Here is a 26,327-nt window from a genome sequence, read left to right as displayed (position 1 = left end):
ATGTCGTGGAAATAATAAATAACAAATATTTTAAGGAACTAACAAAATTAGCTGAAAAGAATTCGAAAATTGCCCCTTCATTTTATAAAGAAAACGATGTAAAACGTGGTTTAAGAAATTCTAATGGTACTGGTGTTAAAGTTGGATTAACACATGTAGGTTCAGTTAAGGGATATGAATTAGTTGATAATATTAAAAGACCCATAAACGGTAAACTATATTATAGAGGATATGAGCTTTCTGATATCGTAAATGCATTTCAAAGTGAAAAAAGAAAAGGATTTGAAGAAACAGTTTTTTTACTTTTATTTGGAGAACTTCCAAATAAAAATGAATTAACTCAGTTTAATGAAATGCTTGGTGCTTCAAGAGAGCTACCAAATGAATTCACAGAAAATATGATTTTAAAAATTCCTAGCAAAAATATCATGAATAAATTACAAAGAAGTATTCTAGTATTATATTCATACGATTATAATCCAGATGGAATATCACTTGAAAATATTTTAAGACAAAGTATTAAATTAATTGCTCAATTTCCAACAATAATAAGTTATGGTTATCAAGCAAAAGCACATTATTTTGATAAAAAAAGTTTAATTATACATTCACCCGACAATGCCCTTTCAACTGCTGAAAATATACTCCATTTATGTAGGAGTGATAATAAGTATACAAAAACTGAAGCTGAAATATTAGATTTACTTTTGGTTGTACATGCTGAACATGGTGGAGGTAATAATTCTGCATTCGCAACTCATGTTGTATCTTCAAGTGGAACTGATACTTATTCAGCAATTGCAGCTGCAGTTGGTTCACTTAAAGGACCAAAACATGGTGGAGCAAATTCAAAAGTTACTGAAATGGTTAATGATATAAAAGAAAATTGTACAAAATGGAAAGATGAAGCAAATCTTAAAATTTATCTAGAAAAAATAATCAATAAAGTTGCTTTTGATAAAACAGGATTAATATACGGTATGGGGCATGCAGTTTATACTTACTCCGACCCTAGAGCTAAACTATTAAAAAAAGAAGCCTTAAAACTTGCTAAAGAAAAAGACTCTCTTGATGAATATAATTTGTATTCAAATATTGAAAAATTAACCAAAGAAATTTTTGATAAAAAAGGAAAAAATAAAATTATTTCTGCCAATGTTGACTTATATAGTGGTTTTGTTTATAGTATGTTAGAAATTCCACCAGAATTATATACGCCACTATTTGCTACCGCAAGAATTGCTGGTTGGTGTGCACATAGAATAGAACAATTAATATCAGACGATAAAATAATAAGACCTGCTTATATTTCTGTAAATAAACACAGAAAATATAAAGCAATTATAGATAGAAAGTAGTATAAATACATTTATTTAAGAGTTATCCCTTTAAAAATTACTTAATTTTTTATATAATATATATGTATTCGTATATAAAAATAGAATACAAAATTTTCACTAATTGATATATTGGCAAGGAGATGATTCAAATAGAAAAAATTATTGATGAAGGATTGATGAGTTTTTATTTAAAAAAATATGAAATTAAAAGTTTATTTGATACTGATATTTCATCTTTTTTAGAAATTCATAAATTTAAAAAAGGTGAATCTATTAGTGTTACTGATGAACCGGTTGAATTCTTTTATTTTCAAGTTGAGGGTAAATCAAAAGTTTTTAAACTTTTAAAAAATGGTAAATCACTACTTATGAAATTTTTCAACCCACTTGAAATAATAGGAGAAATAGAACTAATTCAAAATATTACCGCAAATTCTAATATTACTGCAACCAGCGAATGTGTTATGATTGGAATTGAAATGAAAAAGTTAAAAGAATTAACAGAAAACGACATTACTTTTCTTAAATTTCTTAATAAACACCTTGTTGTTAAGTTAAAAGAATTCTCACTTTCAAGTTCTATAAATTTACTTTATCCTCTAGAAAACAGACTAGCGAGCTATATACTAGCGACTTCAAGTAGAGATGATTCAAACAAGAAATTTGTAGATGGAATTAATACAAACAAACTTACTGAAATGGCTGACCTTTTAGGAACAAGCTATAGGCATTTAAACAGAACTTTAAAAGGCCTACAAGATAAAGGTCTAGTAAAAAAGGAAAAAAGTTCAATAATTATTATTAACAAGGATGAACTTGAAAATCTTGCTGCAGATTTATATGAATAGAACAAATGACCTTACTTAACTCTTTGTAAGGTCATTTATTTTTAGGTAAAATTATTGTGATTTTAGTTCCAATATTTAGTTCGCTTTCAACATGAATTAATCCATCGTGTTTAGCAATAATTATCTTTGCTATGGCAAGCCCTAGTCCATTTCCACTACTATTTTCCTTGATTTTAGCTCTCGACTTATCAGCTCTATAAAATCTATCAAAAACTTTTTCAATATCTTCCTTTGCCATACCGATTCCATTGTCTTCTATAGTTAAGAATATGTCTTTAGCAGACTCTTTAAGTTTAACTTTAATATATCCTCCTGATTGAGTATATTTAATACTATTATCCATAAATATTCTAATAGCTTGCTTTAATGAATCATGAGAACCATAATATTCTCCCACAAAATCATTAACACACGAAAAAACATGATCATTATCTATCATTTTAGTTTCTTTATAAATATCACATACTAATCCTTGTAAGCTAAAATAATCTTTCTCTATTTTTAAGGCGTTTTTATCATTTCTCGCAATGAAAAGCAAATTTTCAACTAGAGTTTGCATGTTATCAGTTTCTTCAATAATAGCATCAACACTCTCATCTAAAATTTTTTCATCATCCTTACCCCATCTATTTAATAAATTTGCGTATCCTTTTACAACTGCAATAGGGGTTCTAAGTTCGTGAGATGCATCCGACACAAACACTTTCTGCTGTTCATATGAATATTCAATTTCATTTATCATTTTATTAAATTCTTCTGCCAAGTCTTTTAGTTCATCTTTTGTTCCACTAACATCTAATCTTGTGCTTAGATTATTTGATGAAATACTTTTTACTTTATCAGTCATAACTTTTATAGGATATAAATGACTTTTAGTAATTTTATTTGAAGAAGATATTACAACGATTAATAATATAAAACTTAATATCGAACTAATAATTAGCATTCCATATATATTTTTTTTGTAAGGCATAGTAAGAATCTTAGATAAGACTAAATAGTTATTTTCATCAATATAAAAAGCGTCTCTGTAATTAATTACACTCGGAAAATTCAGCTTAAACACGTTAAACTTAGTAGATTCTTCCGAATATTTTACTCCTACTTGATTATTAGAATATATAAGATTATACTTTGAATCATAAATATAGAAATCAATATTCTTGTCTTCAAGAAGTGTATTAATCGAGTTTACATTCTTAGTTAAAGTATATGTTTCTTCCGCATATTTTGTAAATACTTTAAGGTCATCTTTGGCTTGAAAATAAAAAAATGAACTTCCAACATAAAAAAGAACTAGATTAAGTATAATCATTAAGCTTATAAAAAGAACAGTTATTTCAAGAGTTAATTTAAATCCAATATTAAATCTAAAAAGAGAAAACATTTTACTTTGAGCAGCAAATAATTTAATAAATGGATTTGAATGATTTTTTTTTTCTTTTTTTCCATTTTTTTTATTAGTATCATATTTGCTTTTTTTATCAATTTTTTGAATAATAATATCTTTTTTTTTATTTAATTTTATATTTTTCTTCATAATCACCTCTTAAAAAACATAGTAGAACAATATATTAATCGTCTGTTAGGCTATCATTTTTAAATAAATATCCTACGCCTCGTACAGTATGAATCAATTTTACATTAAATTTTATATCAATTTTTGTCCTTAGATATCTTACATAAACATCTACTACGTTTGTATCACCAAAGTAATCAAAACCCCAAACATTTTCAAGTATTTGCTCCCTACTAAGTGCAATGCCAGTGTTTTCAATTAAATATTCTAATAAATCATATTCTTTCTTTGTTAACACAATAGTTTCATTATTATACATAACAGAATGTTGATCTTGATTTATAACCAACTTTCCACTTTCTAATAAATGTGTTTCTTTAACTACATTTTTCTTATTTCTAAAAATTTTCCTAATGCGTGCTAATAGCTCTTCAATTGCAAAAGGTTTTGTCATATAGTCGTCAGCGCCAATATCAAGACCCATTACTTTATCCATAGTATCATCTTTAGCAGTAAGCATCATTATTGGTACAGATAATGATTGTCTTATTCGTCTACAAACTTCCATACCGTTTAAACTTGGAAGCATTACATCCAAAAGGATTAAATCATAGCTATTTTCAAGTCCCTTATTTAACCCCTCTCTACCATCATGCGACAATTCAACGATATATCCTTCATGATTTAATTCTAGTTCAAGAAACCTTGCTATTTTAACTTCATCTTCTACAATTAGTATTTTTTTAGCCATAATGCACCTCTTTGTTTTATTTTCATTATACATTATTTGAAACTAATATTCTAAAAAAAAAGAGAATCTTTACTTATAAAGGAAAATCCTCCGAAAAAAGAAACTCTAATAATCTTAAGTTTTACTCATTTTAATTTTTTTTGTTGATATCTACTTTTTCACTTTCATTTATATCTTCATTATTATTATCATTCGATCTAAAAGAATACTTTTTTTCACCCTTTCTTATTTCAAGTTTAAAGCCGAATACAAATGTAAATGCAAGAAATACTAAAGAATATGGAATTAAAAATATTCCAAACAAAATAGCAAATGATAGTGGGATATTTAAATACGTTCTAGATTTTTTTCTAATAAAAAAGTTGCATTCGTGAATAGATTTAATGTTTTTCTTAAAAGACTCTATAAAATCTTTTCCCTTTTTTTCGTGGTAATAATTATCATTTTTCGATTTTTTAGAAAATCTACTATTCCTAATCTTATCATCTTTTTCTAAATATATAAGAGCTTCAACAATATCGCCATCAGTGTGTTCAAGAGCATCTTTTGCCTCAGTATAACTTACATTAGCTCTTTCTTTTAACAAATCAATTTTTTCTAATGTTATATTCATATTTCCTCCTCGACTTCTAAGTTATATTATATTTATAGACTACTCCTTAAAATTTAAAATACATTTACTATAACATTAAAATATGATTAAAATAGTATGAATTTTTATAATTATATTGGGTAATAGATAAATGATAGCGAGGTGCGTATGAATATTAAAAAAATTTTTATAGGTAAAAAAATAAGTATATTGATTTTATTTTCTATATTAGCTTTAATATCAATATACGTCTATAATGCTAATGACAGCGTATTAACAAGCGATGAAATTAACTTCATTAAAAATCATCCTGTACTATATATTGCTCCTGATCCTATGTTTGCTCCTGTAGAATACATTGATGAAAATGGTAATTATCAAGGAATTGCAGCTGATTATATAAGGTGGATTTCTAATGAATATAATCTAAATATAAAAGTTGTAAAACTAAACAATTGGGATGAAATACTTAAAAATCTTGAAAATAAGAAAATAGATATTATCGGTGCTGCTGTTGATACAGAAGAAAGATCAAAATATACTTTATTTACAAACCCATATATTGAAAATAGCAATAATATATTAACTAGAAAAACATTTGATAATTCAAAAGGAATTGAATCACTTAAAGGTAAAAAAATTCTAATTATTAAAGGATATGCTATTAATGATTATATGCTAAAAACTTACCCATACCTATCTTTTTCTTATGTTAATAATGTAAAAGATGCACTTCTTACATTAAGCACTGGAAACGCAGATGCAATTGTACTCGATACTGGCCAAACATCTTACTATATCAATAAATATAATATTACAAATATAAAAATAGCTTATCCACTTGATTATACTTTTAATTTGTCTATTGGAGTTCGCGATGATTATAAAGAACTTATATCGATTTTTAATAAAGGCATAAAATCAATGAATAACAAAAAGAAAGACCAAATACAAAATAGATGGATTTCTTTTGGTGTTTATAAAACTTCATATTCACGACAATTTATTTTAGGAATTGTTATAGCGTCTCTTATACTCTTAATTATCATTCTTCTTTTCATTCAGTGGAATAATACATTAAAAAAGAAAGTACAAACAAAAACTTTAGAACTTACTCAGGAACTGGAAAATCGTAAAAAAATAGAAGTAGAATTAACATCAAAAAACAAAGTGATTTTAGAAACCAACGAACTACTAGAAAACGCTAAATATGAACTTGAAGAATTAAATGATAAATTGAATTCTAAAGTTGAAAGAAGAACTAAACTCCTAAATATGACAAACCATGAATTAGAGCTATCTATGTTTAAGTTACAAAACAAACAAATAGAACTTGAAAATACTAACACTAAATTAAATGAATCTCTTTTACTTATAGAAGAAACTCAAGATCGATTAATAGAAGCAGAAAAACAAGCTTCATTAAGCAGAGTAGTTGCTGGCATTTCTCACGAAATAAATACCCCAATAGGCATAGCGATAACTGCAATTACTTTTTCTACAAAAGAACTAAAAAATATAAAGCAATTATATGAAGATAAGAAACTTACTAAAACAAAATTTAGCGAACTCGTTGATCTCAATATAGAAAACTCAATGATTATTTTAAATAATCTTAAGTCTGCTGTAAATATAATTACCAGGTTTAAAGAAATATCAGCTGATAATAGTATTATGGAAAAAAGAGAATTTAATTTAACCGATTATATTAATAACATAGTTTTAAATCTAAAACCAATTACTAAAAAACATAATGTGAAAATTGACTACCTTTATGATGACAATGTACGGGTTAATACTTTTCCATCAGCTATTACACAAATCATTACTAATTTAACTATGAATTCAATAAACCATGGATTCGATAACAAAGATGGCGGAAATATTCATATAGAGCTTACTAAAGAAAAAGAAAATTATGTTAAAATAGTTTATTCCGATAACGGCAGAGGTATATCTAAAGAAAATCAAAAAAAAGTATTCGAACCTTTTTTTACAACTAAACGAGGCAATGGAGGCATGGGACTTGGACTAAATATTATTTACAATATTGTAAATAAATCATTACAAGGAAAAATAGAATTATTTTCTGATGAAAAAGGAGTAAAATTTACAGTTGTATTTCCTAAAAATATTTAAAGCTAAAATTTACAAAATCAACTCAAACTATAATTGATAATTATTTTCAATTATAGTTGACATATGCCATAAACGTGCTATAATTAGATTGTAAAGAGGCATATGCCATATATAGATTGAGGAGATGACTTAAATGGCTAACTTTAATAGAAGAGGTCCAAATGAAGAGGGTCCAATGACTGGAAGAGGCTTAGGTGATTGTAATAGTAGAACTACTACTAGCAACACCCTTCCTAGAAGAAATTTTAGACTAAGAAATAGAACTAATGTTAATGATGAAGTTGAAACTGATTTTTATGGAAATGGAAGAGGTTTTGGAAGAGGCAGAGGCAGAAGAAATTCACCTAGGACTCTTCAAGGTAGAGGCAGAAGATTTTGGTAATTCTTAAGCACGATATTAGATATCGTGCTTTTTTTTTTATATTTTTATGATAAAATAGAATATAAATAACTTTCAAGGCGGGCAATATGAAAAAATATGATCTTATAATTGAATTACTAAAACTAAATAGTATTGGTCTTGTAATTATTTATCCACATAGGAATGAGATTGTACTTTCAGATGAAATAAAGAAGATTATCAATGTTACAAATGAATTCAAAAACAAAAGTAATAACTTAGATGAATTGCTTAATAAAGTAGTATTTATTGAAGATAGAACCCTAATTAATAGTTTTTTCACTACTTTAAATAAATTTAAAAAAATAAAAGACTTTGAATTTAGAGTTATGATTGATAAGTCTAATTATAAATGGGTTAAATGCAGTGCAATTTTAGACACAGAAAAAGAAGAAGAAATTATATATATTTTTTTAGAAGAAATAACTAGCATGAAAAATCAGCAAATGATTATTGCTAAACATATGAACTTCTTACAAAGTATAATAGATGCTTTTCCATACCCTGTTTTCTATAAAAATTCTTCATCAGTATATAAACTAGTTAATCAGTCTTTTATTGATTTATTTAAATCCTCAAAAGAAGATATTTTGGGAAAATCAACTACACAACTATATGGAGAAGAACTTAGTGAGTTTTACTTACAAAAAGACGAAGAACTTATAAATTCTAGCAATCTTCAAAGATATGAAAAGACAGTTACCCTTCCTAATAATGATAAACGCGATTTACTAATTACAAAAAATATTGTAAAGGATGAAATTAATTCATTTAAAGGAATTATCGGAACAGTTCTTGACATAACTGAAAAAAACATTGCATTTAAAAATAATAAACGAATTGTTTTACTACTCGAATCAATGATAGAAATAAGTTTTGCAATTCTTAATACAACAGATCTTAAGACCTTAATGGATTTATTACTTGAAAAATCATTATCATCAATTAAAAAAACTCAAATTGGGTCAGTATTTATTGTAAATGAAAACAATATATTAAAGTGCTTTACATCTAAGGGTTATAAGCTTAATGAGATAGAAAAATTAAATCTTGAATATAAAAATACGTTTTACTATAAAGAAACAAAAGGAAAAACAAAAAAATCTATTATTTTAAATGATTTAAAAAAATATGGTGATAATACTATGCTTCTTCCAACTATAAATATTCCCATAAAATCTGCACTAACAACTTCAATTTACTTTAATAATAAATTCTATGGAATCATTTCTATTGATTCCACCGAAAAAAATGTTTTTGATCATTATGATGTAGAATTAATGGAATTTATAAGCATTCAAATTGAAAATGCATTGAAAATGTTTAATTTATACAAAGAAACTAACTATTTATCACAATATGATAGATTAACCGATATCTACAACCGTTCATATTTTGAAACGCTTTACCTAGAGTTTTTTAATAAAGCAGTAATTGATAAAGCAATGTTTTGTGCATCTATTATTGATATTAACGGGTTAAAAAAAATTAATGATACTTATGGTCACCTCGCTGGTGATAAGCTAATAAATACTTTTGCTAGAAAATTAAAAAAAATGACAAAAAAAACCGATATTTTTGCTAGACTTGGCGGAGATGAATTTGTTTGGATTTCCTCTACATTAAGAAAAATCGAAATGGAAGTTGCAATGGAAAATTTGCTTGTATACTTTACTTCTAATTTTATACAGTATGAAGATACAAAATTTAGCTGTTCCTTTAGTTATGGTATTTCTGAATACCCACTAGATTCACATGATAAAAGTGAAATTCTTAAAATCGCTGACAATAGAATGTATAGCTTTAAAGACCATTACAAAGATATTTATAATTAAAAAAAGACTTCTAAAATAATTTTAGAAGTCTTTTTTTTACACTAATTCTGCAAGCATATATTTAATTCCTAAGTCTATAGTTCCTAATAGAGCATCTATATGAGTCCTTTCAAATGAATGTGATGAATCAACTCCTGGACCAATTAAGCCGTGTCTAACATCCCATCCTGCTCTTATGGCAGCAGAAGCATCTGAGCCATAATGCGGATAAATATCTACGACGTAATCTAGAGTGTTTTCCTTTGCTAAAGAAACAAGTTTTTCTTTCATTTTAAAATCATATGGACCTGAGGAATCTTTAGCACATATAGTTACCTTTTGCTCACTTGAAGATTGACCCTTCCCAATAGCTGCCATATCTACTGCTAAAAACTCAACAGTTTTTTCAGGAATCCCAGCCGAACTGCCATGCCCTACTTCTTCGTAATTACTAATAAAAAAATGCGTAGTATATGGTAGTTCAATTGAATTTTTTCTAATATATTTTGCCATTGCAAGTAAAGATGCTACTGCTGATTTATCATCTAAATGTCTCGATTTAATAAATCCACTTTCACTTATTATTACTCTTGGATCAAAACTTATAAAATCACCTATCTCAATTCCAAGATTTTTTACATCTTCTTTATTATTAACAAGCTCATCAATCCTTATTTCAATATTTTCATCATTTCTTTCTTCGGTATTTACAATATTTCCATGAACATGAGTAGAAGCTTTATCAAAAAGAACTGTACCACTATAATTTTTCCCATTTGAAGTAAATATATTAATGTATTCCCCTTCAATACTAGTCATAGAAAAACCACCTAATTTAGAGATTTTTAGTCGTCCATTTGATTTAATTTCTTTTACCATTGCACCTAGGGTATCTACGTGCGCTGAAAGTAATTTATGCTTTTCATCATTTTTACCATTAATTGTTGCAATAAGAGCGCCCTTATTAGTTTTTCTTATTGGAATGTCAAGTTTTAAAAATTCATCTTCAACATATCTAATCGCACCATCAGCATAACCAGTTGGACTAGGTATATTTAATAATTCTTTAAGTAAAGTAAGTAAGTATTTTTTATCTTTAAACATTTTTTCTCCTTTTATACGCAAATTCAAATCATTCGACAAAAACAAATAATTATACGTATGCTTTTTTTTATATTGATATTATAACACAAAAGCAACAATTTATATAAATGAATTTCTTGGATTCAGAGGGAGTTTTTACTCCCGCCGAATCTTAGAAAACATAATCCAGGGCCTTTTTAGAGTTCTTTATCCCCCACTTTTTTTAGAAGTGGGGGTATTAGAACTCTAAGGCATCGGATAAAATAAAATTAATAAGATTTAATTGATTTACATACTCTTAGTATTTATATTTCTGTATTCGCTTGGATTCATTCCTATATTTTTTTTAAATACTCTACTAAAATAATTTGCATCTCTATACCCTATTTTGTTTGCAATATATTTCATGCTTAAATCTGTTTCTTTTAAGAGTTGCTTTGATTTATCAATCCTAACTTTCGTTAAAAAATCTATAAAATTCACCCCTGTTTGTTGTTTAAATAATTTAGAAAAATAATAAGATGAAAACGCCATCCTCTCTGCAACATCATCCAAAGTTATTTCTTTATGATAGTTTTTTTCAATATATTTTTTGGACTCTAATACTGCATTATCAAAATTATCTTCCCTAATTTTATTTAATTCCAATACGGACTCTCTAATATGATTCCAAAGTTTTTTTCGCAATTCATTTAGCGAATTATAATCATCTCTTCCATCTAATACATCATTAAACATTTTATATTTTGTTCCTAATTTTTCAGATAATTTTCTATCAATTATCGCTTTTAATTCATATAAGTATATTTTTTTTCTTTCATTATTAATATTTTGAATTAATATCCAATTTATTATATCATTATAAAACGTCTTTATTTCTTTAATATTTCCTAAATGTATCTTCTCTATTAAATCTCTTTCAAGTTCAATTGGATAGTTATCTTTATATGTGTTAGCAATATTAATATCTTCAAAATGAACAGCTTTTGCAGAGATTGTTTTTACTTTTACTGCAATTAACGCTTCTTTATAAGATTGATAAAACATATTAACATCGTCATAGATACTCCCTATTCCTATACTTACTCTTACATTTGTTTTTTCCTTTAAAATAGATCTTAATCTTCTTGAATATTCTACTATTTGAGTTCTAATAAAATAATTATCGTCTTTCCTATCTTCATCTAACTCAATAAAAACTACAATTCTATTCATAATTACTTTACTTATCAAACAATCAAAATTTTCTTTCATTACCCTTCTAATTGTTTCTTCAACTCTATGTTTAACTATATTTCTTTGATACTGATCTTTTATATTTTCTAAATCATCATAATAAATTTCAAAAACAACTGAATAACCTTTTGTTCCATTAAAATCAAGTAATCTTAAATTTTTAATAATATCCGTTTTATATGAATCATTTAGCATTAGTGACTGTACAAGTTCATTTTCAATAAATGGAAGAAGCTCATTTAGCTTTTCCTTTAATTCAATTTCTTTTTTTATTCGAGATTCTTCTTTTTTCTTATTGTCTATTAAATTGTTAATAACTTTTGTTATTTTTTCACGTTTGACTGGTTTTAACAAATATTCTTTAACGTCAATATTAAGCGCTTTTTGTGCATAATAAAAAGAATCATAGGCTGAAATAATAACAAATTTCGATGAAATTGATATTTTTTTAATTTCTTCAATAGCTTCAATACCTTCAATTCCAGGCATTTTCATATCCATAAATACAATATCCGGTTTAAATTTATATGCTATTTCAATTGCTTCTCTACCATTCTCGGCTAATTCAAAGCTAAACATATTCTTAAAATTTTTGCTAATTATTTTTTTTAGTCCTTCTCTTTCAAGTTCTTCGTCATCTGCAATTAAAATTCTATACATAAAACACTCCTTAAATTCTTTCACTAATCTTTAATAATAATATTAAATTCTGTTCCATATCCAACTACACTTGAAATATTTAATGTTAATCTATCTCCATAAAAAATTTCGAGCCGTCTTTTAACATTAGAAAAACCAATACCTGTAGTATGACCTAAATTATCACCTTCAAAAGAATTCATAAGTTCATTAATCCTTTTTTCACTCATACCTATACCATTATCTTTAATTGTTATTAATGTTTTTAAGTCTTCATTTTTAACATTAATGCTAATTTCACCGCCAATTTCTAATGGTTCAATTCCATGAATAAAGGCATTTTCAACTATTGGCTGAAGAGTTAGAAAAGGTATTTCAAAGCTCATTAGTTCTTCTTTTATTTCAATACTATAGTGAAATCTTTTACCAAACCTATTTTTTTGTATAGTAAAATAATTTTGAATATTGTTAATTTCTTCTCTTAGTGTTGATTTTTCACCTAATTTTCTTAGATTATATCTAAACATATCAGATACTGTCTCAATCAATTCACACGTTTTTTCTGCATCTTCAATAATCGCAGTTTTTGCAATTATATTTAATGTATTAAATAAGAAATGTGGATTTATCTGACTTTGAAGTCCAAGTAATTCGGCTTCATTTAATAAAGCCTCAACCTTATGACCCTCAGCATCTTTTTTATGAAGTTCAATTTCAAGATTTGCATTTGTTTTTATTTGCTCAATTAACCTAGATGTATTTTTAATTAATTTGTTAAAAGCAATATTTAAAAGTTTAATTTCATCATTTCCTTTTTCGCTTAACAATTCTATTTCAAAATCTCCATCACTTACCTTTTCAGCAGCATATACTAAAGAAGATATTTTGTTAATTAAAGGAACACCATTTACAAAAATAATAAAACCTAAAAATATAATCATAATTGCCATTGTAAATATATTATTTCTTAAAATGAATTGTGATTTTTCACTTATTTCTTTATTAATTTTTTGACTTTCTACTATTCTATTTTTAATTGATTTTTCTATATAAATTTCTGCATATGAAGATACTTTAATTACTTCTTTATAATTTTGAACTACCCTTTTTCTGTCACCAACTCTAATGGAGTAAATTAATTCATCAACATTTTTTTTATAAGAATCAGAATACAGATTTTTCACGTTTTCCAAATACATTTGTGTATTTAACGTGAATTTGATTTTAGATATATTTATTAAATCTTCTTCAAAATCTTGAATTTGACCATATAATTTATCAATATAATCACGATCTTTTGTTTCAGCAAATAGTTCTACTATTTTATCAATATTTTTTTTCTGAGTAAGTAAATCATTTAAATTATAAATTGAATCTGTGACTTTACTGTGAGCTTTTTCTATATCTGATATACTAATATACATTGAAATACTATTAGTAACAATTGTTAATATCACTGCAAAGAAAATAAATATAAGTTTACTTCTTATAGAAAAAAAATTTCTTTTATCTTGCATCTATTTTCTCCTTTTCAGAATCTATATTATTTTTATCTATAACTTTAAGTGGCATATAGTATGCATCATCTACAAATTTACCATTTATTTTTTTTATAATTGCATCTACAGATGTCTGACCAATCTTAAATCCATCGACATCAATTGTAGCCTGAATCACCCCTTTTCTTATATACCTAAGCGTTTCTGGGTAATCATCAAAGGCAACAACTTTTATCTCACCCACTATATTTAAATCTACTAGAACTTGTCCAATCACTTCCCCCTGTAAACTAGAAGTTGCTACAATTGCATTAATATCAGGATATTTTTTTATCATGTCCTTTACTTTATTGTATATTTCTACTTTAGAGTTTTTTGCAACAGCTATATCAATTTTTTCTAAATTTGGATTATTTTTAATTGAATTCATCATTCCTTGTAACCTAATACCATTTTGAACAGTTTCCTTATCTTCCATAAGCAAACCTATTTTCATATAAGCATTATTATACATACTTAGCTTTTTTATTGCTATTTCTCCCGCCGAATAGTTATTTACACCTACATAAGCTAGCCTTTGTCCTTTATAACTTTCATTGTTTATAAACACTACAGGAATACCACGTTTTGCTGCTTCATTTGTTATTGGTATTATATTTTTATCTTCATATCCATTAATAATAATTCCATCAACATTTGATTTTACTGCCATATCAAAATACTCAAGTTCATTTTCAATGTTAAGAGTATTATTAACCAATATTTCAAGAGCAACATCATTTTTTTTAGAAGAATACTTAGCTCCATTTATTATGTCTTTCCAAATTAAAGAATCACTACTTTTGCTAATCAATACGAAATGATGATTATAACTACTAAGATCATCATTAATCTCAAATTCATTTATATGAAAAGTGCTTACGCTTATAACAAGAATTACAAAAATAATACTAAATAAAACAATATTAAACCATCTAGACATATTTCCACCTCAAATTATGCAATATATACTATTATTATACCAATTTTTTATCATCTATGTATTAAAACACAGAAATAAGACTAAAAACAAAATTTAGTTTTCAGTCTTATTTCTTGCGTGTCTTATTCTCTTGGGGGAGAAAATTACTTTTTCTTCTTAGAAGAAATATCTATATAAACTGCAACTACAAGTATTAATCCTTTTACAATGTATTGCCAAAACGACTCAGTATTCATTATACTCATACCATTATCAATACTAGCCATTACAAGTGCACCAAGAATTGCACCAAATACAAAACCTTCACCACCTAAAAGAGAGGTTCCACCAATTACACATGACGCTACTGCATCAAGTTCAAAACTATTACCTGCATCAGGTGTTGCTGAACCAAGTCTTGCAGTAAATAAAATACCCGCCATTGCAGAAAGCAAACCACTTATAATAAAAATCCATAACGTTCTATTCTTAACATTAATTCCACTAAGTTTTGCTGCTTCATAGTTTCCACCAATTGCATACACTTGACGTCCAAATTGTGTTTTTTCAGTTATAAATTTAAAAATAACTCCTAAGGATAAAACTAATACAATTGGAATCGGAATACCTCTGTAAGAATTCATAGTTAAAACGAATGCAAGAATAATTGCAACATAAACTATTAATATTAATATCTCTTTGTACATAGCTTTCACTTTAAATCCATAAGTAATTCTATCATTTCTTTTCTTTAGAGAAGTGTAAACAATATAACTTGCAGAAAATATTCCAAGAATCAATCCAAGAAGTTTAGGTAAATATGCAGTTCCTATCATTCTAAATATCGGATCTGAAACTGGAACTGTAATACCACCTGAAATACCAAGTATAATTCCTCTATAAGCTAATAATCCACCAAGGGACGCAATAAATGCAGGTACTCCCTTATTAACCCAGTTTCCAGTCCAAGCACCAAGCATAGCACCTACAAATAATGTAATTATAATTGAAGCCCACCACGGCATACCAAAATTGTACATAAGCATGGCTGAAATACCACCAGTTAAGCCTACTAATGAACCCATAGATAAATCAATATGTTTATCTACTAAAATCATAAGCATTCCTACCGCTAAAATAGCTGTTGTTGCCATCTGTCTAAAAAGGTTTGATAAATTCCTTGACGATAGAAACGTTCCGCTTTTATCTAAAAAAGAGAATAAAATCCAAATTCCTATCAAAGATATAATCATAGTATATTTTCTTACATCAATTTTTTTGTTTTTAATAAATTCCATCATATTACTTACCTCCAGTAGCTGCAAACATTATATTTTCTTGACTTGCTTCTTCGTACATTTTTTCACTAACAAATTTACCTTCACGCATAACTAAAATTCTATCGCTCATACCTAAAATTTCTGGAAGTTCTGATGATATCATAACTACAGATACTCCTTTTTTAACAAGTTCATTCATTATCATATATATTTCAAATTTTGCTCCAACATCTATACCACGAGTTGGTTCATCTAAAAACAGTATTTTAGGTTCAGTCATTAACCATTTTGCTATTACAACCTTTTGTTGATTACCACCTGAAAGATTCTTGACTAGTTGCTCAATTGACGGTGTTTTAGTTTTTAGTTCTCTGACATATTTCTCTGTAAATTTAATTTCCTCATTTACATTTAATATTTGTCCTTTTGATATTCTATCTAAACTTGCAAGTGTTGTATTTACCATAATTGACTTTTCAAGTACTAGTCCATTTCCTTTTCTGTCTTCAGTAACTAAAGCTAACTTATTTTTAATTGCATCATGCGGAGATTTTATTTTTACTTCTTTGCCCTCTATGAAAACTTTCCCATCTATTTTTCCATCGGCTGCTCCAAATAGTCCCATTACAAGTTCTGTTCTACCTGCACCCATCAATCCAGAAATCCCAAGTATTTCTCCTTTTTTTATTTCAAAAGATATATTATCAACAAGTTTTCTACCTTGAATTTCGGTATCATATACTGAAAAATTTTGAACTTTCATTACTACCTGACCGGCAGTATGTTCTTCTTTAGGAAATAAATCGCTTAGTTCTCTACCAACCATCATTGATATTATTTTATTTTCATCAAGATCACAAATTGAGTTTGTCGAAATTGTTTTACCATCTCTAAGAACGGTAACATTATCTGCTAAAGCAAATACTTCATTTAATTTATGTGTAATAATAATACAAGTTACACCTTTTTCTTTTAAATCTTTTAAGATTCTAAATAATATTTCTACTTCACCTTCAGTAAGTGCAGCTGTAGGTTCATCTAAGATAAGAACATCCGCATCTTTTGAAAGTGCTTTTGCAATTTCTATTAATTGTTGTATACCAACACCAAACATATTTACTTTCATTCTTGGATTTATATCTAATTTTATTTTTTCTAAAAGCTTTTGAGACTCAAAATAAAGTTTTTCATGATCAATTACACCTTTCATAAATAAAGGTTCATGATTAAGATAAATATTCTCTCCAACAGTCATTTGCGGTACAAGGGCAAGTTCTTGATAAATTATAGCAATATTCGCATTTTCTGAATCTTTAATACTATTAAAAAGAACTTTTTTACCATTTAAAATAATATCGCCTGTAAATTCTTCATGCGAGTAAACGCCACTTAAAACCTTCATTAAAGTTGATTTTCCCGCTCCATTTTCTCCAACTAAAGCATGTATTTCACCTTTTTTTACATTAAAACTCACTTTATCTAAAGCTTTTACGCCTGGAAACTCTTTAACTATATCCTTCATTTCCAATATATAATCACTCATAGCGTTCCTCCCACTTTTTGATTTGCATAATTATTATCTAAATATTTAAAGTGTAATTAGATAATAATTATACACTCAATAGACCCATCTATAATTTATCGGCTGATGAAAACACCAGCCGATAAGTATTAAGAATTACTTTTAAGATTTTTGTAACTATTTTTGAACATTTCTATATACATCTTCTTCACTATGAAAACCTGTGTCTACAATAACTTCTTTCATATTATCTTTATCAACTACAACTGGACTTAGTAGAATTGATGGAACTTCCTTAACTGAGTTTTTAACAGTACTAGTTGTTTTGATTTCACTTCCATTTGCCATATCAACAGCTATTTTTGCTGCATTTTCAGCAATAATTTGAATTGGTTTAAATACTGTCATAGATTGAGTTCCTTCTACAATTCTTTGACATGCAGCTATTTCAGCATCTTGACCTGTAAGAGGAATATTTAATTTTTGCTCAGCTAATGCAGCACTTGCTCCACCAGCAGTTCCGTCATTTGCAGCAATTACAGCTACAACATCATTATTTGTTGCTGTTAATGCATTTTCCATATGTTTTTGTGCTTCTGATGGTTGCCAGTCTTTTGAATATTGATCGTAAACAATTTTTATATCTGGGAAAGATTTTAATACTTTCACTGCGCCCGCCCTAAATAAAAGTGCATTATTGTCAGTTGGAGCACCACCAATATATACAAAATTACCTTTTGTAATACCAAGTTTTTTAGTTACATAATCAGCTTGAAGCTCGCCAACTTTTTCGTTATCAAATGAAATGTAATAATCAACATCACCATCAACTAATCTATCATATGCTAAAACTGGAACATTTTCGGCATGAGCAGATTCTACAATTGATGCTGCTATTTTTCCATTATGTGGAACGACTACTAAAACATCAACTCCCTGAGCAAGTAAATTTTCTGCCTGTTCAACTTGTTTACTATCGTCACCATTCGCTGCTTGAACAAGAACTTTAGCTCCTAATTTTTCAGCTTCGGCAACAAAAATATCTCTATCCTTTTGCCATCTTTCTTCTTTTAATGTGTCCATTGAAAAACCTATCACTATTTGTTTCTTAACTTCTGGTGCTGTTTTTTCTTCTGCTACCGGCTTACTTGCACATCCTGTAAGACTTGTTAATAGTAAACCTGCAATCATTACTGTTGATAAAACTTTTTTTAATTTCATTTCATATCCCCCTCTTTAAATACATCTTAACACCATATTAAAAGAAATATTTGTTTAGTAGCTTCACTTTTTAGCTATAATTTACAAAAAATAAAAAAAGTGAAGCTAATCTTCACTTTTTTGTCATTATAAATTTTCAGGATCCTTTTTAAAATATATTCTTTTAGATATTTCTTTTGTTTTGTCAATTTCCTCTTCAATTTTAGATATTTCTTCCATAATAATATCCATCTCAATAGTCGGTACATTATAATATAAAAATAAATCTTCAAATTTTTTAATTGTTTTATTTAAACGTTTATTTATTTTTATAAAATCAGATAAATTATGACTATTAATTGCACTTTTAAATTGTTCTAAATCTATTTGTATTATATCTATTAAATCTTCCTCTGAATCAAAAACTTTTATTGGAAGTGGATAAGGCTTAATTCTCTCTAAAAAATACTTTTCTTTACTATTAATATTATAAACGTATTCAAGTTTTATATCTTCTTTTAAATCAAAAGTCACATAACACATTTTGCTATTAATTTGCTGCACTGTAGCACCCATCTGTGCTAATTTCATGGCATGTTGCATCGCCTCTGCATTTATATATTTTCTCATACTCTGCCTCCAAACTACATATTGGCATAAGAACTTTTGCCAATGTTATTATAAATAAAATATCCATAAATAAGCACTAGAAATAACAATTGATACAAGCATTAAAGGAAAACCAACTTTAAAATAGCTTCCGAAAGTTAATTTGTTTCCATGTTTATCTAGCATTCCACCTACAATTACATTTGCCGAAGCCCCAATCAATGTACCATTTCCACCTAAACATGCACCAAGTGCTAGTGCCCACCAAAGAGGAGTAACATTCATATGACCAACTGCCTCCATTGATTGAATTAAAGGAATCATTGTAGCAACAAATGGTATATTATTAAGGAAAGATGACGCTATAGCTGATACCCAAAGAATAACCATAGCTGTAACAAAAGGATTTCCTTTAGTTACACTCAACATTCCTTTTGCTAAAATATCTATTGCACCAACTTCTACCAAAGCTCCTACTAAAATAAATAAGGCCATAAAGAAAAATATTGTTGACCATTCTACTTCTATCAATATATCTTCTGGATCAATTCCACTTAATAATAATAATAAGGCCGCACCTGATAATGCAACTGTAGCTGACTCTAATCCTATTTTATCATGAATTATAAAGCCAAGCATAGTTAAAATTAACACAAAAAGACTTTTTTTAAGTAATTTATGATTCTTTATAGCTATTTCTTCATTCATACTAAGAACTATTTTTTTCCTATCATCTGAAGCATGATAACCATTTCTATAAATAAATTTAAAAATAAAAAGCGTAACTGCTGTAATAACAACTATTACAGGAGCTAAATTAATAATAAAATCCATAAATCCTAAATTTGCAGCTGAACCAATCATAATATTGGGTGGATCACCAATTAAGGTTGCAGTACCACCAATATTAGCTATAAGAATTTCTGGAACCAAAAATGGAATAGGATTTACTTCTAAAGTATCTGTAATAACAAGCGTTACAGGAACTATTAATAATACAGTAGTCACATTATCAAGTAGTGCCGAAGCAAGAGCTGTAAGAAGCGAAAACAATACCACTATTTTCCAAGGATCTCCTTTAGCTAATTTTGCAGCTTTAATTGCAAGGAATTCAAAAACCCCTGTCCTTTTAAGAATATTTACTATAATCATCATTCCTACTAATAGACCAATTGTATTAAAGTCTATATTTGCAATTGCCTGCTTTTGATTAATTACACCAATTACTAACATTACTCCTGCACCAAATAAAGCAACCGTAGTTGAATTTATCTTATCTAGTACAATAGCAATATAAGTAATTAAAAAAATTGCAACAGCTACCATCATATAATTTAACACCAATTTACTCACTCCCTTTTTTTATTTAACTTTGTTATAATACTCCTTTTAATTTTTGATGTCAACAGCTTATGCTAATAAGTTTTATTGTAAATAAATATTGGCATTTAGCAATTTTTAATAAGTTAAATTTAAGAAATACTCTAAAAAATCAAAGAGAACTTTAAATTTCTCTTTGATTTTGAAATGCAATTTATGAACTTATTAGCATAACTCAATTATTAAATTTTAAACTTACCAATTTGTTTCTCTAGTTCTTTAATCATATCAATATTAGAATCTAATATTTCACTTACTTTAGAACTATTTCTAGAAACATCTTCTGTCATATGAAGAATTCCTTCAATACCGTCCGCTCCATCTTTTGACGCTAGTGAAACATCTGTAAGATTTTTAGCTATTGCGTCCACAGCACTCGTAACTTCTTCTGAAATAGCACTAAGTTCAATCATTATAGAGTTAAGTTCATTTGCATCTTTATTATAATCATCGCCTATTTCAACAAAACCTTTATAATCTTTTAATACCTTATTCTCTATTAAATCTAATATCTCAGTTGAATCTTCAACCAAATTATTAACTGAAGATGTAACATCATTTACAGTACCTTGAATACTTTCAACAAGTTCAGCTGTCATATCTGCTAAACTACTTACTTCATTAGCAACTACAGCAAATCCTCTTCCAGCTTCTCCTGCTCTTGCTGCCTCAATCGAAGCATTAAGTGCAAGTAGATTAGTTTGAGAAGATAATCCAAGTATAGATTCTAAAAGTTCGCTAATTTTTTTAACTCCTTTTGATTTTTCAATTGCATCTTGAAGCCTCTCTTTAACGCCATTATAAATAGCTGTAGTTTCACTATTTGATTTTTCAGACATTGATTTTAATTCTCCAGCTTTTTTATTTACATCACTTGCCTTAGCAGCACCGTCTTCTGCTTTTTTAGAAACTGAAAGAATTGCATCAGCTATTTCACTTATTGTCTCACTCACTATTTCAACTGAAGCAGTTGTTTCCTCAATAACTGCTGATACGTCAGAAGTACTAGCAAGCGTTTTATCAGTACTTATACCAAGTTTTTTCATATCTTCTTCAATTAACTTAGTTCCTGATGTAATTTCGCTAGAAGTTTCACTCATATTTGTTATCAAATTATTTAATCCTTCTTGTACTAAATTAAAGGCAGTAGATATTTCACCAAGTTCATCATTTTGATTTATTTCGATTTTTTCTCTAAAGTCTAATGAACCATATTTTTCAGTATGCTCAAGAATTCTTCTTAAAGTTTTATTTAGAGGAATAGTTATCATAGAAACTAAAACAAATGAGAATAACACAATAACTATCGAAATTATAGATACTTTAGAATAAATACTCTTTTGAATCGCTTTTATATCATCAACATAAACACCTGTACCAACAACCCAGTTCCACTCTTTAAATAGTTTTATTTTAGAAATTTTAGGTTGTGGTTTATCTTCTCCTGCTTTTGGCCACATATAAGAAACGGTACCTTGGCCCTTGTCATTTGCAACTTTTATAAATTCTTTAAAAATATACACACCATTTGGATCTTTTAATTCCAAAACACTAGTGTTATTTAATTTTGTAGCAACAGGATGCATTAGCATAATACCATTCATATCATTAATCCAAAAATACTCCTTACCAGCATACCTCATCCCACTTACATCTTCTTTAGCAAGTCTTTTAGCTTCATCTTCGCTTATTTTACCGTCTTTAAATTCATTATAGCGTTTTTCTATTGTGCCATACGCAATATCAACTAAATTATCTAATTTACCAACTGTTCTTTTTTCAATTATTGTATTAATAGTAGGAATAATATAAAAAGCTATTAGTAAAACAAATGTAATAATAATACCAAGTGCTAACGCTAGAATTTTGTTTTTAAGTTTTATATCCTTTAATCTCATAAGATCACTCCTTATTTAATTTTTACTTAATATATAATATTTATAACCTATAATATGAGTTTTAATCACTTGATTTTATGTTATTATATAAATACTAGTTTTTTTTATTTAAATACATTTATAAAATTTGAGGAGAAGAAATTTGAAAAAAAAATTTTTTATCATTTTTATTGTTTTTATTACAATTCTAATTTATATTACAAATTCATATTGGAAAATCGAATATCACATAAGTTTTTTTGATTTTTTTACTAAATCAAATGAATTAACCTTAGATGAAAAAAATTGGTTAAAAAAACATGGAACTATTCTTTACGCAGCTGATAACAATTCACCACCACTAAGATATTATGAAAACGATGTCTACAAAGGTATCGTTATTGATTACTTAAATGAATTATCAAAAGAAATAAACTATAAAATAGATACTAAACCCATGATTTGGAACGATGCATTAATTTCCCTAAAAAATGGTGAAACAGACCTTTGTGATATGTTTACTTCAAAAGACAGAGCTAAAAATTACCTTTTCACTGATCCTATTTACTATGAGCGAGCAATAATTGTTACAAATAGTAAGAATTCTTCTATAAAAAATGAAAAAGATATACTTAATTTAAAAATTGGTGTCCAAAATGGTGATTATGCAATTGAATATTTAAACAACAAATATAAAAATATTGATTTTGTATTTACTACTGATTATGAAGAGTCAATTAATTTGCTTAAGGAAAATAAAGTTGATGTTATTATTGGAGATGAACCTGTACTAACCTATTTTATTGAAAAATTAAAACTCAAATCTTCACTTAGAGTCGCTGATACTCCTCTATACAAAAAAGAAAGTGTTTTCGGAATTCCAAAATCTGAGAAAACGCTCCAAAGTATAATGAATAAAGGCATAGCTAAACTAAAACGTAAAAATACTATAATAAAAATTCAGCAAAATTGGTTTGGAATCTCTACCCCTATTTCTGAAAATAATTATAGTCAAAAGTTAAATCTATTAATTTTATTTTTTTTAACTAACGTTGCTTTTATTTTACTTATTTTTATTTCCTCTAATATTTCATTAAAAAAAGAAGTTGAAAAAAGAACACTTGAACTATCTATAAGTAGAAATGATCTTCAAACCACTTTCGATGGATTAACCTCTTTAATGGTGGTAATTGACGAAAAATATATAATTAAAAATTGTAATAAATCATTCTGTGAATATTTTAAATCTAACTTTAATAATATAGAAGGTAAAATTTGTACTCAGTTTTTAAAAAAATTTGCTATAGATATTAAAAATAATTCTTTATTAAATATACTATCAAAAGATGATTCAAAAAAAATGGAAACTCATTTTAATAATTTTTACTATGAAGTAAATTTTTATCCACTATCAAGTGATTTAAAAAAAAGCAAGAGACTCCTTATAATGATAAAAGATGTTACAAAGTCAAAAATTAATAGCGAAAAATTAATTCAAAACAACAAAATGACTGCTATAGGACATCTTTCAGCAGGAATTGCTCATGAAATCAGAAATCCGCTTGGACTAATTAGAAATTACAATTATTTATTAAAACAATCAAATTCAATTAGTAATAATAATACAATTTTTAATAATATTGACAAAGCAATTGATAAAGCAAGTAATATAATTGATAATCTTTTAAATTTTTCTAGAATATCATCTAAAGAATTTGAATTAATCAACTTAAATAATTTTATTGAAAATATTCTAACTCTAAGTTCTTCTTCTTTCAAAAAGAAAAATATTCAAATCAATTTAATCTGTTCTAAGTCATTAAATCATTTTATTGATCCAATATCTTTAGAACATATTTTTCTAAATATTATTAATAATTCAATCGATGCTATTGAATATAACGGAAAAATTACAATTGTATGTAAACTCATTAAGGATAACCTCCTTATTAAACTTATAGATAATGGCAGCGGAATTGATAAAGAGAATTTAAAAAATCTTTTTGATCCATTTTATACTACAAAAGCACCTGGTAAGGGAACTGGACTCGGACTTTATATTACCTATAATGAAATTAAAAAAATGAACGGAGACATTAAAGTTAAGAGTAATAAAAATATTGGAACTACTATAGATTTGATATTGCCTGAAAGGAGTAAATAGTGAAGAAAAGTTTATTAAATATTTTAATAATTGATGATGAAAAAGAATATTTAGATGTACTAAATTTGATACTTTCGAAAGAAAATTATTACATTGAGCTCGAATCTAATCCAAAGAAAGCTTTAGTAAAATCCTTAGATGCAAAATTTGACTTAATAATTACAGATTTAGTTATGCCAAATATAAGCGGACTAGAAATACTTGAAAAAGTAAAAGATGCTAATCCACATACTGAAGTAATTATATCAACTGGTTATGGCTCTATCAATAATGCCGTAGAGGCAATAAAAAAAGGAGCATTTTCTTATTTCATTAAAAGTCATGATCCAGAGGAGCTTATATTTGAAATAAAAAAGCTTGTAAAAATAAAAAAGTTAGAAAATAAAAATAGATTTCTATTATCTAAATCAAATAATAGAATATTTAATTTAAGCTCGAAAAATTATGAATTTAATAAAGTATTAAATACCGTAAAAAAAGCTGCAAAAAGTAATGCTAATATTTTACTTCTGGGTGAATCAGGAGTAGGAAAAGAAGTTTTTGCTTCATATATACACAGTTTAAGCCAAAGAAAAGAAGAAGTTTTCATTCCAGTTAATTGCCACGCATTATCAGAAACACTCTTGGAATCCGAACTTTTTGGACATGAAAAAGGGTCTTTTTCTGGAGCGATTGAAACGCGTATTGGTCGATTTGAATCAGCACACAAGGGAACACTATTTCTTGATGAAATTGGTGACACTTCACTAAATTTACAAGCAAAGCTTCTTAGAACATTAGAAGATAAAAAAATCGAGAAAATTGGCAGTAATATTTCTAAAAAAATAGATTTTAGATTAATTTGTGCAACAAATAAAGATTTACTTGAAATGATTAAAAATAGTTCTTTTAGAGAAGATTTTTACTTTAGAATTAGTACAATTGTTATCGAAATTCCACCTCTTAGAAGAAGAAAAGAAGACATTTCGGATTTTATTAATTATTTTATTAAAGAAATTTCCAATGATACTAAAAAAGAAATTGTAAAAATAGAAAATGAAGTAATCGCATTTCTTCAAGATTATAATTTTCCAGGTAATATTAGGGAATTAAAAAATATAATTGAAAGATTAGTTGTTTTATCTGAAAACGGAATAATTAGATATTCCGATTTACCAGATCTAAATCCAAGTTTACCTTCTACTTCTAATTTTAAAGCTAACCTAACACTTAAAGAATTTAGAGTTTATGAGGAAAAAAAATATATAGAATATATTTTAAATATTAACAATTTTAATATGACTAAAACCGCAGAAAAATTAAATATAAGTAGACGACAATTGTTTAATAAAATCAACGAATATAAAATCAAAAAATAATAGTAAAAATAAAAGTGTGAAAAAAATTTCCCGACATGGAATTTTTTTTCACACTTTTATTTCGTTTTTGTAATATTTTGCTTGCATTTAATAATTTCTACTATTAAAAATTGTTT

At 26.9% G+C, this 26,327-nt stretch carries 20 protein-coding genes; 7 read left to right on the top strand and 13 right to left on the bottom strand.

Annotated features, from left to right (window positions below):
- Positions 1-5 precede the first annotated feature (5 nt).
- Both AACH12_RS06355 and AACH12_RS06350 read left to right on the top strand, forming a co-directional pair.
- Complete coding sequence (locus AACH12_RS06355; RefSeq protein ID WP_338537221.1) at positions 6-1,358, top strand: citrate/2-methylcitrate synthase; 1,353 nt, start codon at positions 6-8, stop codon at positions 1,356-1,358.
- A 122-nt stretch (positions 1,359-1,480) separates the two neighbouring features.
- Positions 1,481-2,188, top strand: coding sequence for a cyclic nucleotide-binding domain-containing protein (locus AACH12_RS06350; RefSeq protein ID WP_338537220.1), 708 nt, complete (start codon positions 1,481-1,483; stop codon positions 2,186-2,188).
- A gap of 31 nt (positions 2,189-2,219) precedes the next feature.
- Here AACH12_RS06350 and AACH12_RS06345 read toward each other — a convergent pair whose 3' ends face one another.
- The 3 genes from AACH12_RS06345 to AACH12_RS06335 form a co-directional block, all read right to left on the bottom strand.
- On the bottom strand, positions 2,220-3,728 hold the full coding sequence (locus tag AACH12_RS06345; protein ID WP_338537219.1) for a sensor histidine kinase: 1,509 nt from the start codon (positions 3,726-3,728) through the stop codon (positions 2,220-2,222).
- A 34-nt stretch (positions 3,729-3,762) separates the two neighbouring features.
- Positions 3,763-4,458 carry a response regulator transcription factor gene (locus tag AACH12_RS06340; protein WP_422388908.1) on the bottom strand — a complete coding sequence of 232 codons (696 nt, stop codon included), beginning with the start codon at positions 4,456-4,458 and terminating at the stop codon, positions 3,763-3,765.
- A gap of 130 nt (positions 4,459-4,588) precedes the next feature.
- Complete coding sequence (locus AACH12_RS06335; protein WP_338537218.1) at positions 4,589-5,071, bottom strand: DUF4342 domain-containing protein; 483 nt, start codon at positions 5,069-5,071, stop codon at positions 4,589-4,591.
- 147 nt (positions 5,072-5,218) lie between these two features.
- Here AACH12_RS06335 and AACH12_RS06330 point away from each other — a divergent pair, with 147 nt between their 5' ends.
- The 3 genes from AACH12_RS06330 to AACH12_RS06320 all read left to right on the top strand — a co-directional run bounded on the left by AACH12_RS06330 (position 5,219) and on the right by AACH12_RS06320 (position 9,424).
- Positions 5,219-7,189: a transporter substrate-binding domain-containing protein gene (locus tag AACH12_RS06330; protein WP_338537217.1), complete on the top strand. Its 1,971-nt coding sequence runs from the start codon at positions 5,219-5,221 to the stop codon at positions 7,187-7,189.
- Positions 7,190-7,322: 133 nt separating this feature from the next.
- Positions 7,323-7,571, top strand: coding sequence for a DUF5320 domain-containing protein (locus AACH12_RS06325; protein ID WP_338537216.1), 249 nt, complete (start codon positions 7,323-7,325; stop codon positions 7,569-7,571).
- 86 nt (positions 7,572-7,657) lie between these two features.
- Positions 7,658-9,424, top strand: coding sequence for a sensor domain-containing diguanylate cyclase (locus tag AACH12_RS06320; protein ID WP_338537215.1), 1,767 nt, complete (start codon positions 7,658-7,660; stop codon positions 9,422-9,424).
- 36 nt (positions 9,425-9,460) lie between these two features.
- Here the strand turns inward: AACH12_RS06320 and AACH12_RS06315 are convergent, their stop codons facing one another.
- The 10 genes from AACH12_RS06315 to AACH12_RS06270 form a co-directional block, all read right to left on the bottom strand.
- Positions 9,461-10,507 carry a M42 family metallopeptidase gene (locus tag AACH12_RS06315; protein WP_338537214.1) on the bottom strand — a complete coding sequence of 349 codons (1,047 nt, stop codon included), beginning with the start codon at positions 10,505-10,507 and terminating at the stop codon, positions 9,461-9,463.
- A gap of 267 nt (positions 10,508-10,774) precedes the next feature.
- Positions 10,775-12,382, bottom strand: coding sequence for a response regulator transcription factor (locus AACH12_RS06310; RefSeq protein WP_338537213.1), 1,608 nt, complete (start codon positions 12,380-12,382; stop codon positions 10,775-10,777).
- A 23-nt stretch (positions 12,383-12,405) separates the two neighbouring features.
- Positions 12,406-13,878 (bottom strand): sensor histidine kinase, encoded by a 1,473-nt coding sequence (locus AACH12_RS06305; protein ID WP_338537212.1) that lies wholly within the window; start codon positions 13,876-13,878, stop codon positions 12,406-12,408.
- Positions 13,868-14,842: a sugar ABC transporter substrate-binding protein gene (locus AACH12_RS06300; protein WP_338537211.1), complete on the bottom strand. Its 975-nt coding sequence runs from the start codon at positions 14,840-14,842 to the stop codon at positions 13,868-13,870. Before AACH12_RS06300 ends, AACH12_RS06305 begins: the two co-directional genes overlap by 11 nt.
- A gap of 143 nt (positions 14,843-14,985) precedes the next feature.
- A complete protein-coding gene (locus AACH12_RS06295) occupies positions 14,986-16,122 on the bottom strand; it encodes a sugar ABC transporter permease (protein WP_338537210.1) in 1,137 nt (378 codons plus the stop codon).
- Position 16,123: 1 nt separating this feature from the next.
- Entirely contained in the window at positions 16,124-17,644 is a 1,521-nt protein-coding gene (locus AACH12_RS06290; protein WP_338537209.1) for a xylose ABC transporter ATP-binding protein, read from the bottom strand.
- A gap of 156 nt (positions 17,645-17,800) precedes the next feature.
- Complete coding sequence (locus AACH12_RS06285; RefSeq protein ID WP_338537208.1) at positions 17,801-18,844, bottom strand: sugar ABC transporter substrate-binding protein; 1,044 nt, start codon at positions 18,842-18,844, stop codon at positions 17,801-17,803.
- Positions 18,845-18,970: 126 nt separating this feature from the next.
- The gene (locus AACH12_RS06280; RefSeq protein WP_338537207.1) at positions 18,971-19,453 is read right to left on the bottom strand and encodes a hypothetical protein; all 483 of its coding nucleotides are present in this window, start codon (positions 19,451-19,453) and stop codon (positions 18,971-18,973) included.
- Between the two features lie 48 nt (positions 19,454-19,501).
- Positions 19,502-20,761 carry an ArsB/NhaD family transporter gene (locus AACH12_RS06275; RefSeq protein ID WP_338537348.1) on the bottom strand — a complete coding sequence of 420 codons (1,260 nt, stop codon included), beginning with the start codon at positions 20,759-20,761 and terminating at the stop codon, positions 19,502-19,504.
- A 233-nt stretch (positions 20,762-20,994) separates the two neighbouring features.
- The gene (locus tag AACH12_RS06270; RefSeq protein ID WP_338537206.1) at positions 20,995-22,710 is read right to left on the bottom strand and encodes a methyl-accepting chemotaxis protein; all 1,716 of its coding nucleotides are present in this window, start codon (positions 22,708-22,710) and stop codon (positions 20,995-20,997) included.
- 142 nt (positions 22,711-22,852) lie between these two features.
- Here AACH12_RS06270 and AACH12_RS06265 point away from each other — a divergent pair, with 142 nt between their 5' ends.
- Both AACH12_RS06265 and AACH12_RS06260 read left to right on the top strand, forming a co-directional pair.
- Positions 22,853-24,853: a transporter substrate-binding domain-containing protein gene (locus tag AACH12_RS06265; protein ID WP_338537205.1), complete on the top strand. Its 2,001-nt coding sequence runs from the start codon at positions 22,853-22,855 to the stop codon at positions 24,851-24,853.
- Entirely contained in the window at positions 24,853-26,211 is a 1,359-nt protein-coding gene (locus AACH12_RS06260; RefSeq protein WP_338537204.1) for a sigma-54-dependent transcriptional regulator, read from the top strand. The genes AACH12_RS06265 and AACH12_RS06260 overlap by 1 nt, the downstream gene beginning before the upstream one ends.
- The last annotated feature ends 116 nt before the right edge of the window (positions 26,212-26,327 follow it).

It is taken from the genome of Helicovermis profundi, from assembly GCF_033097505.1.
GTDB classification, from domain to species: domain Bacteria; phylum Bacillota; class Clostridia; order Peptostreptococcales; family Acidaminobacteraceae; genus Helicovermis; species Helicovermis profundi.
This window is presented reverse-complemented; position numbering and strand designations above follow the sequence as displayed.

Bases quoted from the DNA above. Each gene is read 5' to 3' on its own strand.
- AACH12_RS06350 (WP_338537220.1), top strand. From the start codon at position 1,481: ATGATTCAAATAGAAAAAATTATTGATGAAGGATTGATGAGTTTTTAT.
- AACH12_RS06345 (WP_338537219.1), bottom strand. From the start codon at position 3,728: ATGAAGAAAAATATAAAATTAAATAAAAAAAAAGATATTATTATTCAA.
- AACH12_RS06340 (WP_422388908.1), bottom strand. From the start codon at position 4,458: ATGGCTAAAAAAATACTAATTGTAGAAGATGAAGTTAAAATAGCAAGG.
- AACH12_RS06335 (WP_338537218.1), bottom strand. From the start codon at position 5,071: ATGAATATAACATTAGAAAAAATTGATTTGTTAAAAGAAAGAGCTAAT.
- AACH12_RS06330 (WP_338537217.1), top strand. From the start codon at position 5,219: ATGAATATTAAAAAAATTTTTATAGGTAAAAAAATAAGTATATTGATT.
- AACH12_RS06325 (WP_338537216.1), top strand. From the start codon at position 7,323: ATGGCTAACTTTAATAGAAGAGGTCCAAATGAAGAGGGTCCAATGACT.
- AACH12_RS06320 (WP_338537215.1), top strand. From the start codon at position 7,658: ATGAAAAAATATGATCTTATAATTGAATTACTAAAACTAAATAGTATT.
- AACH12_RS06315 (WP_338537214.1), bottom strand. From the start codon at position 10,507: ATGTTTAAAGATAAAAAATACTTACTTACTTTACTTAAAGAATTATTA.
- AACH12_RS06310 (WP_338537213.1), bottom strand. From the start codon at position 12,382: ATGTATAGAATTTTAATTGCAGATGACGAAGAACTTGAAAGAGAAGGA.
- AACH12_RS06305 (WP_338537212.1), bottom strand. From the start codon at position 13,878: ATGCAAGATAAAAGAAATTTTTTTTCTATAAGAAGTAAACTTATATTT.
- AACH12_RS06300 (WP_338537211.1), bottom strand. From the start codon at position 14,842: ATGTCTAGATGGTTTAATATTGTTTTATTTAGTATTATTTTTGTAATT.
- AACH12_RS06295 (WP_338537210.1), bottom strand. From the start codon at position 16,122: ATGATGGAATTTATTAAAAACAAAAAAATTGATGTAAGAAAATATACT.
- AACH12_RS06290 (WP_338537209.1), bottom strand. From the start codon at position 17,644: ATGAGTGATTATATATTGGAAATGAAGGATATAGTTAAAGAGTTTCCA.
- AACH12_RS06285 (WP_338537208.1), bottom strand. From the start codon at position 18,844: ATGAAATTAAAAAAAGTTTTATCAACAGTAATGATTGCAGGTTTACTA.
- AACH12_RS06280 (WP_338537207.1), bottom strand. From the start codon at position 19,453: ATGAGAAAATATATAAATGCAGAGGCGATGCAACATGCCATGAAATTA.
- AACH12_RS06275 (WP_338537348.1), bottom strand. From the start codon at position 20,761: ATGATGGTAGCTGTTGCAATTTTTTTAATTACTTATATTGCTATTGTA.
- AACH12_RS06270 (WP_338537206.1), bottom strand. From the start codon at position 22,710: ATGAGATTAAAGGATATAAAACTTAAAAACAAAATTCTAGCGTTAGCA.